General features: G+C 33.6%; 5 protein-coding genes. All 5 read right to left on the bottom strand.

From position 1 onward, the window contains the following. On the bottom strand, positions 1 to 1435 hold a 1435-nt coding region (locus CXF67_RS02565), incomplete at its 3' end, for an alpha-glucosidase (RefSeq protein ID WP_102087322.1). Between the two features lie 68 nt (positions 1436 to 1503). After that, positions 1504 to 2409 carry a GyrI-like domain-containing protein gene (locus CXF67_RS02560; protein WP_102087321.1) on the bottom strand — a complete coding sequence of 302 codons (906 nt, stop codon included), beginning with the start codon at positions 2407 to 2409 and terminating at the stop codon, positions 1504 to 1506. Beyond that, complete coding sequence (locus CXF67_RS02555) at positions 2402 to 3745, bottom strand: vanadium-dependent haloperoxidase (RefSeq protein WP_102087320.1); 1344 nt, start codon at positions 3743 to 3745, stop codon at positions 2402 to 2404. The genes CXF67_RS02560 and CXF67_RS02555 overlap by 8 nt, the downstream gene beginning before the upstream one ends. Before the next feature lie 3 nt (positions 3746 to 3748). Then, entirely contained in the window at positions 3749 to 6994 is a 3246-nt protein-coding gene (locus CXF67_RS02550) for a VCBS repeat-containing protein (protein ID WP_102087319.1), read from the bottom strand. After that, on the bottom strand, positions 6987 to 10331 hold the full coding sequence (locus tag CXF67_RS02545; protein WP_102087323.1) for a VCBS repeat-containing protein: 3345 nt from the start codon (positions 10329 to 10331) through the stop codon (positions 6987 to 6989). Before CXF67_RS02545 ends, CXF67_RS02550 begins: the two co-directional genes overlap by 8 nt. Positions 10332 to 10338 lie beyond the last annotated feature (7 nt).

The raw sequence follows: 10338 nt of genomic DNA, 5'->3' as shown, positions 1-10338 counted from the left end.
AGACTAAAACCTTGTTTTCATTTCGAAGTTTAACCATTTTTCTAAAATGATTGAGCACACTATTGGGATCTTTATCCTGTTTAGCAACATTGATGTCTTTATAATCTGGATTTACTTTCTTCCAAGGGGTTGTCGTTGTAAATCCAGCATTTTTTGAATCGTTCCATTGCATTGGTGTCCGTGAGTTTTCTCTAGAATAAAAATTGAGATTTTTCATAAACTCCCCTAAATCTTTACCCTCCTTAACCGCTCTTTTATAATCACCCAGAGCACATACATCAACGTATTCTTCGATACTTGGCATATCTATATTCGCCATGCCCAATTCATCTCCAAAATAGGTATAAGGTGTGCCTCTCATGCTTAATATAAAGGTATTTAGCATTTGAGCTGAAACTGCCCTGTATTCTGGACTTGAGTTTCCAAATCGATTAACTAATCGTGAATTATCATGATTGGAAAGGAAAATAGAAAGCCAGCCTTCCTCGGCAAAAGAAGTATCCCATTTGGTAAATATGGCTTTAAAGTCAGTTAATTTAAGTTGGTCTGAACCTACATAATCAAAATGATAGGCCATTTGGAGTTCGTTGCGATCTCTATCTACAATATCATGTGCGTCTTGCAATGTGGTTCCTGCTCCTTCTGCTACAGCAAAAATATCATATTTACTAATAACTTCATTGTACATTTCGTTGAGGTAACCATGTAAAGGGGGATTCATTCCATACCATTTGTCGTACTCTTCTTCGTGTCCTTTTGGCCATTCTGGGAAGTTAGTGTCTTTACTTGCATATTGAAAAGCATCCATTCTAAACCCATCAACTCCCTTTTCTGCCCAAAATTTCATAATGTCATACACTTCATAACGGACTTTAGAGTTTTCCCAATTTAAATCAGGTTGTGCTGCTGCGAAATAATGTAAATAATAGGCGTTGGTCTGCTCATCGTATGTCCAAGCTCCTTCTGGATCAAATAAACTGTGACGAAATGGTGGCTCTCCCTTTTCTGCTGGCCACCAATGGTAATAATCTCTATAAGGATTATCTCTTGAACTTCGAGATTGTTTAAACCAGTCGTGCTCATTGCTACTGTGGTTGACTACAACATCCAAGACAAGTTTAATTCCTCGCTTGTGCATACCCTCCAGCATATTCTGGAAATCTTCCATGCTACCATACCTTGGTTGGATCGCTCTATAATCGCTTACATCATACCCATTATCTACCATTGGAGACTCAAAAAAAGGATTCATCCATACCATGGTAATACCCAAGCTTTCTAAATAATCCAATTTTTCGATGACACCTTTGAAATCACCAAAACCATCGCCATCAGAATCTTTGAAACTCTGAGGATATATTTGGTATAAAACCCCTTCCTTCCACCAAGCTCTAGAAATGTCAATTGAATTTTTTACCTTGTTTTCTTTTTTCATCTCTTGCTAATTTTTACACGCTACAATGCAGACTGATGCTGCAATAAATAAGATTAATTTTTTCAAAACTATTTCAATTTAACTGGCATAAAAATTTCTGCTTTCCAACTTAATTCATTCCCACCATAATTGGGGTTGTTATAAAAAAATTCTACAGGTGTTTTATGTATTTCCATTTCTTGTTGTTTTGCCTCTTCTAGCAAAGCATACCAAGCTCTATCTGAAGTTATATAATTTCCATTATAAATAGCCTTAATGGCCTTTACACCATTATACTGCTTGTATTTTAGATTCTTATGTTCTGGTAAAGAGTCACTTTTGATAATAGGAAAACAAAAATTGTAAGCGATACTGTCATTTTCGATATTCCAGTTGGTCACTTCAATAAAAGGAGTGCCATTTATTTTTATACCTTCATTAGCTAAAATTGAACTTAAAAATGAATAATTCCGCATCATTCCTTTTGCTTTATTCCTCTGTAAGTCTTTTATAGAAACATAAGCGCAGTAGGTGGATGGCGTCGTGCTTTCTCCAACAACCGATACTTTAATTTCTTTCAGATGGGCATTTAATCTGTCCATAAAATCAGTGATTGTCTTTCGTGTAACTTTTTCAAAATCTGTATTAAAAAACAGGATAGACACTTTATTTTGAAAGCTGTTTTCTTTAGTGCTTACATAAACTTTCACTTTAGAAACAGAATCGTTTACAGAGCTTATTCGCCAATTATAAAGATATACAGTGTCATTTATATTGATTTTCTGGATTAGACTATTTAAGTTTTCTTGCTGAACGGTATTTGAACCCTCTAAACCTAAATTCCATTGTTTTAAGGATTGATTGATAGTACCAGCAGTCGTATTCACTTTAAAAGTGACTAAATAATCATAAGGTTTTAAAAATAGATACCAGATTAAAAATCCTGCTATCAAGAGACCCCCTATTACAACTATTTTCTTCGCAATTTTACTCATGGGCCATTATAAGGTTTTCAGTTACCAATTTTCCTATCTTTTTACCTTGGTCTAAACCAATTTCTACAGAAGATCTAAAATGTATACCACCATACATCCTGCTTATGGTAGCTTCATCTGCTGCAGCTTCAAAGGAAGCGAAAGACCGTATTGGTAATCCAAAAGTAAGCTCTGTATCGTCATCAAAATAAAAATTATTTCCAAAAATTGAAGTTAAAACGGTAGATGCAGCACCAGAGGCTACAGAATGTCCACTGGTATATTCTGGAAAAGGAGGTGTTTGTAAAATAGGCTTCCATTCATCATCAAAATACGTCTTGATTAGTGTTTCTGGCCTTACTAAATTAGACCTGTATTTTTCATCCCAACAACTGATAAACGCATCAGCAATAGCGATAGATGTTTTGGTATAAGCAAAAATAGTTTTGTTAAAATCTGCGCCACTTTTTTTAGATGCGATCTTTGTGATTCCTATCCAATGCGCACCAGGTGTTATTTTTTTAACGGCGAACATTAAGTGCCCTCTAGTTACAGTAACGTAAGGATTGCAATCCCAAAATTGTGCAATGGCTATTTCTTCTGATTGATCTCCTTTTTGGGATATTCTATTGCTAATATCATAAACTTCCTTTAGTTCTTTATAAAATATAGAACTTTTATCCATAGAAAATTCGGGTGGAGGGATAGGTTTAAATTGGGCAGCAGAATCTAAGACAAAAGGACGCATTTTATCCCAATGAGGTTCTAAGCCGTCCATATAAGAGGGTGGAGTGGGCTGCCATCTAGATTCATTTTCAGAATTTACCCTAAACTTAGACATCGTCCTAGTTTGAGCGTAATTATCAGCTCCCATCCAACTTGTAATAAATGTAGAGACTGCTAAGCCGTATTCCTTAGAATCTTTAAATTCTCTTGGGTTTTTAGCTTCCCATACGCTGTATAAACTATCTCTGTGCTTTTCGATTTTGTCTTCAGAGAAAATTAATTGCTTGCTTAAATTTATGTGCGCAATGAGTGCTGCAAGTGGATAGTTTACTAATTTTTGTGGATCTGCTTTTGGAATCTCTTTTAAATGTTTTATCTGTTTTTTTAAAGAGTGGTAAAGTGTGTCTTTTTGTGCTATAATTTCGTAAGCAGCAATATTTGGATATACAAAAACCCTACTTGCCACAGGAGGCGAAAAGATATCATGAACCATCACTTCCATTACCTTATCTACAGATGTATGAAAATCTTTAGTGGTGACTATGATAGGTTCTGATGTCTCCTTACAAGAGGACACAAAAAATAAAATCATAAGTAACACTAAAGAGGATTTACACGTCTTTTTTACCATCTTCTATTTTATTAATTTATATACTTGCGCACTATTATTATTACTGGTTGTTAATAAATATGATGCTCCTTTTAAAGTGATAATATTTAAATCTTTAATCGCTTTTTGACTGAAATCTAACCCAATAGTGTTCCCTAAATCAATGTGAGTTTCGTTATAAATTAATGCGCCGGGAAATGAATCAAATCTTCCGTGAAATGGAATGATGCCGAAATAATTTCCAGCGGCTAATACCTCTTGATTTTCATCTCCATTAAAATCATATTTTAAAAAGGTTGAAATAGGCGAAACTTGTAATTCATTTTTAAAGGGTATAAACTCAAAAATATTATTTTCATTTTTTAAATATCCAGAGGCCAAGGTATGTACCTCTAAAACGATCGCATTTTGTAAAACAGATTTCTCAAAAATATCTTCAATCGGTTTTCCTGCAAAACTTTTATAGGTTGTAAATTTCTTTTTTAAACTGACGATCTGACTCGCTAATTCGTTCAACCCTAATACCGGGTAATAATCACCGTTTTTATAGTTGCATACAATAGTTTCTGTACTTCCATTTCCATCAAAATCTGCGTAATACATTTTTAATGGATAGTCTTTGGATGCTTTAAATTTAGTATTTGTTCCCCAGTTTCCCAGCAGATAATCTGTATCGCCGTCTTTATCGATATCAAAAGGGATAATTTGTTGCCACAGTCCATTTAATTTAGAATCTGTGAGTTTTTCTTCGATGAAACTACCATTGGTGTTTTTAAAAAATTTAGGCGACATCCATTCTCCTACAAGAATTAAGTCTGTAAAACCATCTGCATCATAATCTTCCCAAATGGCATCTGTAATCATCCCTATATTTTGGAACGGTTGATTTCTTAAAATTGAAAACTTACCGCTCTCATTTTTTAAAATATATGAATTAGGAATTTTACCAAAGTCGTTAGAAACAACATTGTTTCCAATAAAAACATCTAAATCTCCATCACTATCATAATCATTTTCTTTTATAACTGATGCATTTTCAAAGTATTTTGGAAGTTCTTGTTTTATAAAACCAGTATCAATTTGAGTGTAATAGGTGTCTAATAAAGGAGTGCTTTTATTATAAAAATCTGCGCCTCCTGTACCAATAATCAAGTCATTTTTTGCATCGTTATCAAAATCTGCAATAAGCGCAACAACGTCCTCATTTCTGTTATCTTTGGCAAGGGCTTTTATTTCTCTTTCTACAAACATACTATCTGTTTGCATAAAAATCCTTGACGATTCAAATTTGGAACCACCAAAATACACGTCTTTTTTCCCGTCGTTATTCAAATCTCCTATAGCAGTCGCTGGCCCTCGATCCGATACTTGGTAAGGAATTAATTTTTGTCGATTAAAATCTATGTAATTATCTTCTTCATGTGTAAAATTGATACCTAAATTGTCATCTACTTTTTTAAACAATGCTCTTGTTTTTGAGACTAAAGAGGTGTACTTAAAAGGCTTTGTATCTTCTGGACTAACCACTAATCTTTGATTTAAGGCTATATCATTTATAACTTGCTCAGTTTTATTAGGCCAAATAATTTTTAAAGAATCTATTTTTGAAATATCACCAAAACCAAAATGGACCATCGGTTCGGACGAGGCTTGGAAACCTCTTACAGTGTATAATTCTTTGTATTGTAAGGTTCCTTGATAATAGGCATAAACTTTAGTGCCAATACCAAACGTATTAGGTTTAGGATATTTGAATTCTAGCTGAAGATAACTTGCGTTTTCATCAGTTTGATTTACATATACGGATACCTCTTCATTAATGTTATTTGCCACCAAATCCATATCGCCATCATTGTCTAAATCTCCTATAGCTATAGCACCTGAAATTCCTTTTTCATCGTCTAACCAAGTACTAGATTTATCTTCAAAAGTTAGATTTTTACTTCCTTTAAAAATATAATTTTGTGCTTTTCCAGAGGGCATCATTTGCAATGCTTTTTGATCTACTAATTTTGTATTGTTTATTTTTTTCTGAATTTGATCACTAGAAACAAAGTTGATATAATCCAAATCGTTGGGTCGCTTCGGAATCCCGTTAGAGATAAAGAGATCTTGTTCTCCATCTTGATTATAATCTGCAAATAAACCACTCCAGCTCCAATCTGTAGCTGCGATACCGCTTAGTAACGCAGTTTCTAAATATCCTGAATTCTGTTGATTTATATAGAGCATGTTTCTACTATACTGATAATGATATCCATATTTCTCGATCTTCATTTTTTGAATTTGGATATTTTCATCTCCTTGAGATCTCTTTAAAACGTCTTCATCTTCTGCTAACATATCTAAAGAAATAATATCTGGCAACCCATCATGATTGATATCAGCGGCATCATTGCCCATAGAAAAACGAGAGGTATGTCCGAAATATTTTTTTAATTGATTGGTAAATGTGCCATCTCCATTATTTATATAGTAATAATCATCCTCATGAAAATCGTTACCTACATACATATCTGGATATCCATCCTGATTAAAATCGCTTACGGTAACAGCTAAACCATAGCCATTTATACCTCCGAAAATTCCTGCAGTTTCGCTTACATCTGAAAAGGTTCCACCATCATTTCTAAGTAATTTATCACCAGTCTGATCATTGCGTTTGTTTCTTAAATCCACTTTCCCAAATGATTCTTGCGTATGAATTGCATGGTTAAGAAGATAGATGTCTAAGTCTCCATCAAGATCATAATCTAAAAATGCAGCAGATGAACTATAAGAACCAAAGTCTAACTTATATTTTTGAGCAGATTCTGTAAATGTTTCATCTCCATTGTTAATATACAATTCATTATGACCATAAAAACCATTAATACCCACCACTGCACAGACATAAATATCTAGAAGACCGTCACCATTTACATCTCCCATTACCGCACCTGTATTCCATGAGCTATTCCCTTCAACACCTGCTTTTTGGGTAATCTCTTCAAAATTTAAGTTTCCTTTGTTTATAAAAAGTTTGTTTTTAACTTGATTCCCTGAAAGGAAAATATCTAACATCCCATCATTATTAATATCACCTAAAGCAACACCGCCTCCATTGTAATAGTATAGATAATCTAGAATATTCAGTTCGTCAGACTCACTAATGGTATTGCTAAAGGCTAGTCCTGTGACCTTAGAAGAGGTGGTTTTAAATAACAAATCATTGTCACAACTTATAAATAAAACCGCTAAACATAGTATGATATATTTATTATTAGTCATTGATAGAGAATAGTTTTGGTGCCTGATTGTTAATTGCACTAATTACATAGGTTTTCCCATCTTTGTCCCTGATGGTTTTTAAGTGTTTTACTTCGTTTTTAACTACAAAACCTGACGTATTGTAATCTTGCCAAGTAAACCCTAATTTTCCATCGCCCAATAAAACGGATCCATAATTGGCATCTAAACGAGAGTATTGAGGTTTAAATTCGAAGTTATTTCCAGCCATTATAAGGTCTAAATTTCCATCTTTATTTATATCGGCACAAATGATCCCGCAAACACATGAAAACTGGACCCTACTTGGTAATTTTTTTACAGTAAAGTTACCCTTGCCTTCATTAACTGCTATTATAGTTTCTGAAATATTATTTTTTTTCATAATGGAGTTCTCTACTTTCTCCTTTTCAAATAATTCATCAATCGACTTTTTGGCATATACAGAAGCTTTTAAATTTTGTTTTTTTAAAGAAACCAATTGCCTTGTTAGTTCTTTTTTCATATGAATTGGATAGTCTTTTCCTTCCTGATGGTTAGTTGTGATTTGTTCAATAGTCCCATTGTTATCAAAATCATTCATCCACATTTTGATAGGGTTTTCCTCAGATGTTTTATGAGCTGTATTGTTCCCTTGGTTTCCAAAAATAAAGTCAATGTCTCCATCTTTGTCGAAATCAGCTGCTTCAACTACGTTCCACATGCCGTGTAATTCATCTAAAGAAGAAGATTGTTTGATGAGTCTTCGCCCGTTATTTTTATAAATTTTAGGCGTATCCCATTCCGATGTTATAATTAAATCTCGTATTGAGTCCTTATCAATATCCACCCAAATGGCATCGGTAATCATTCCTGCGTCTTTTAGTTCATAAGCCACTTTTTCAGTTGTGTCTTCAAAAGTTCCATCGCCATTATTTTCTAAGAATTGATGTGAAGGATTTATTCCATAAGCTCCTACTACAGATCTAGCCCCCACAAAAACATCAATATCCCCGTCATTATCAAAATCATACGGAGCAACTACCGCTATATTTTTTCTAAGAGAGGGGAAGTTTTGTTTTGAAAGTTCAAAATCACCTTTTCCATTATTAAAGTATAATCTTACTGTATAGTTTATTTGTTCGCTATTTTCATTACCCCCTGTTCCTATAAACAAATCAAGGCTGCCATCCCCATTGGCGTCAAAAAAAGAAGCGGTCGTATCTTCATAAAAATCATCGTTTAAAAAAGCTTTTTGGTCTGATTTTTTTATTTTGCCATTTCCAAAATTTAGGTACAATACCCCAGCTTGGTTTTTGGCGCCACCAATATAAAAGTCTTCATTTCCATCATCATTAACATCACCAACAGCTAATGCTGGTCCTTCTTGCGATATCATTTTAGCAATCAATCCTTCATGATCAAAATCTGAATAACTGTTTTCCTTGTGCTCATCAAATTTATTTTCTGTGATTTCTGTTAGTAAGGTTTTATTTTTTTTGAATTGATAAGGCTTTTGAGTTTCAGTTGCTTTGAATTGCTGCAGAGTTAGTGTAGCGTTTGTTTTAATTTTAGTTAATTTCTGTGTTTTATCATCTGGCCAAATAACCCGTAAGGAGTCAATGATTTTTGTGCTGCCTAAACCTATCGTCATCACATAATCCATAGAGGATTGAAATCCTCTAGATGGTATTTGCTCTTGTACATACACTTTGTTGTCATAATAGATTTTCACAGTACTCCCAATGGCAAATTTGTTCTTTTTTTCTCCTTCTAATTTTATTTTTAAATAGGTGTTGTTTGTCAAAGAGTCGGTATTGTTTTGATACACAAAGGGCTTCATATTCACATTATTGATCACCAAATCTAAATCGCCGTCATTATCTAAATCACCATAAGCCACTCCGTTGGATAAACTCGGAATTTCAAAACCCCATTCTTTATTGGCATTTTTAAAAGTAAGGTCTCCATTGTTTTTATAGGCATAATTAGGTTGTGGTTTTACAGGCATTTTACTGATAATAGAATCAATAGCTTGTTTTTTTCCTGTTAATGCCATTTTTTGAATGATTTCATTAGCAAAAAAATCTACAAAGTCTAAGTCTGTTAAATCGTGATTTATACCATTGGTGACAAAAATATCTCTGTAACCGTCATTATCCATGTCAAAAAGCAAACCTGCCCAACTCCAATCTGTTTTAGCAACGCCACTAAAATAAGCAATTTCAGAAAAGGTATTATTTCCATTATTTAACTGAAGTGTATTCTGTATGTATTGCTGTGAAAAACCTTTGCTTTGTTTTAATTTAAATATGTTATAATTTTCAAATTCCATTATAGATTTTACCCGTTGATCTGCCTCTGGTAACATATCTGTAATAAATATGTCTGCATTCCCATCGTTATTGATATCTGCTATATCAACGCCCATAGCAGAAAGACTAAGGTGAGAAGTCCATTTTTGAATCTCTTCTTTAAAGGTGCCATCTTGATTGTTTATATACAAATAATCGCGTTCATAAAAATCATTAGACACATAAATATCTGGATATAAATCTCCATTGATATCTGTAACCATAACGCCTAAACCAAAGCCAATCAAACTTCCATATATCCCTGCTTCTTCACTAACATCTACAAATTTCCCATTATCATTTCTGAGCAACATATCTCCAACACCTCGAAATATTTTGGGCACATTTCCCCAATCTTGAGCTCGCTTATCTCTTTGTTCTGCATAACCTAAACTACTCACAGGAATATTGCTATTATTTAAAATATAAACATCTAGATCGCCGTCTTTATCATAATCAAAAAAGGAAGCATGTGTTGAGAAGCCAGTTTTATCGAGATTATATTCTGCTGCATTTTCTGTGAAAGTTAAATCTCCATTGTTGATATATAGATCATTATCATGGTTATTTCCTTTCATGTTGCCTGCATTACTAACGTAGATATCAAGTAATCCATCAGTATTGATATCTGCCATCACAACCCCTGTGGACCAGGGTTTGTCACCCTCGACACCCGCACTTTTAGAAATATCTTCAAATTCTAAATTCCCTTTATTCAAGTACAATTTGTTAGCAATCATATTACCAGTTAGGTAGATATCTGCTAAACCATCATTATTGATATCTCCCATAGCAACCCCACCACCGTTATAAAAATTGCGATATTTAAATATGTTAAAGTTCTTTTGGTTTTTAACCTCATTGAAAAAATCGATACCTGTTTCTTCTGAATTTAGTAGGGTAAATAGAGTTTCAACTTCATCTGAAATCGGTGTTATTTCTTGTTCTTTTTTGCAAGCGTTGAGAAGAAAAGAAATCATTAATACTGGTAAAATCCTTTTTAATATAAATTGC

The organism is Psychroflexus sp. MES1-P1E (genome assembly GCF_002836055.1).
In the GTDB taxonomy this organism is placed as follows: Bacteria; Bacteroidota; Bacteroidia; order Flavobacteriales; family Flavobacteriaceae; genus Psychroflexus.
Note: the sequence above shows the minus strand (reverse complement) of the source record. Positions and strands in the feature narration are given on the sequence as shown.